We start from the raw sequence: 1,030 nt of genomic DNA on the forward strand, positions 1-1,030 counted from the left end.
ATCCGCTTGAGCCGGCCGTTCTCGTCTTCAAGCGTCTTCAGTCGCCGAGCTGACCCCGTGACGCCGACACACCTCCGCCGTCGTCAAACCGGCCTCCTGCTCCCGCAGAATCCCGATGATCTGCTCCTCTGTGAACCTTGATCGCTTCATTCTGTCCGTCCTTCGTTAGGGCGGACTCTAGCTATTCCTGGAGGAGATTCAGGGGGTCACGTCACTAAGAACGTCCGGCCCGCCAGGTTTTGAAATTTCCACAGCCGTCATGGTCTTTGGAATACTGAACCGGCTATCTCTAGTGATTGCAGAGGCCATACTGGATTTCCTTGAATATGAGTTGGTTCGATTGAGTTCGTAAGATTGAACCATTGTTCAAGGTCAAGCTTGGCAATTTCAAGAAACTAGGTCCGCTGCGATACAGCTCCGCCCTGGCAGATTCCCATCAGTCGTCTGCTGCTAGTTCGCCCTGGTAACAGGCCGATATCCGTTTTGGTGCTGAGTTGCTCCTTCTCACCACTTCGGCGTCGCGCAAACGCAGGCGTGTCTGAGGCTTCTAACCGAACGCCGGCCCCAGCCTTTTCGTCTGCAGGCAAAAACATTACCCCCAAGTTCTGCAGCACCGCGACCAACAGGTTCCCGACTGGGATCACCACCCTGTGCGCCATGAATGAGGGGCAGCCTATCGGCATGACCGCCAGTGCCTTCGTCGCGGTTGGCGCAGGCGACGGGGGATCGCTTTCTGGATCTGCACTACGAAGAGGCTCCAAGCGGAGCCGTTTTTCTAGCGAACGCGACGGCTTGGCTCGAGTGCTCGGTCGAAAATGAAATACCCCCGGCGATCACGACATCGTCCTGTTCCGCCTTCACCGGGCCGCCGCCACCGACGGGATCATGCCGTTGGTCTTCCACTTCAGTGACTTTCACACGATCGCGCCCCTCGCAATTAAGCCATGAAGCGGATCGCAGGTGTGAGGTATCGTCCAAATCCTGCTCCCGCACCCAACGATAACGACACCCCCGTCGCGAAAGCGCTGGG

The 1,030-nt window shown here is 57.5% G+C and carries 1 protein-coding gene and 1 pseudogene; both read right to left on the reverse strand.

The features are described from left to right. Positions 1-39 precede the first annotated feature (39 nt). Positions 40-150: pseudogene (locus RT688_RS23810) on the reverse strand (transposase); the annotation flags it as partial. Positions 151-744: 594 nt separating this feature from the next. Continuing rightward, a partial coding sequence (locus RT688_RS23815; RefSeq protein ID WP_313707288.1) for a hypothetical protein occupies positions 745-1,030 on the reverse strand: 286 nt, incomplete at its 5' end.

It is taken from the genome of Massilia sp., from assembly GCF_032106685.1.
Classification (GTDB): domain Bacteria; phylum Pseudomonadota; class Gammaproteobacteria; order Burkholderiales; family Burkholderiaceae_D; genus Telluria.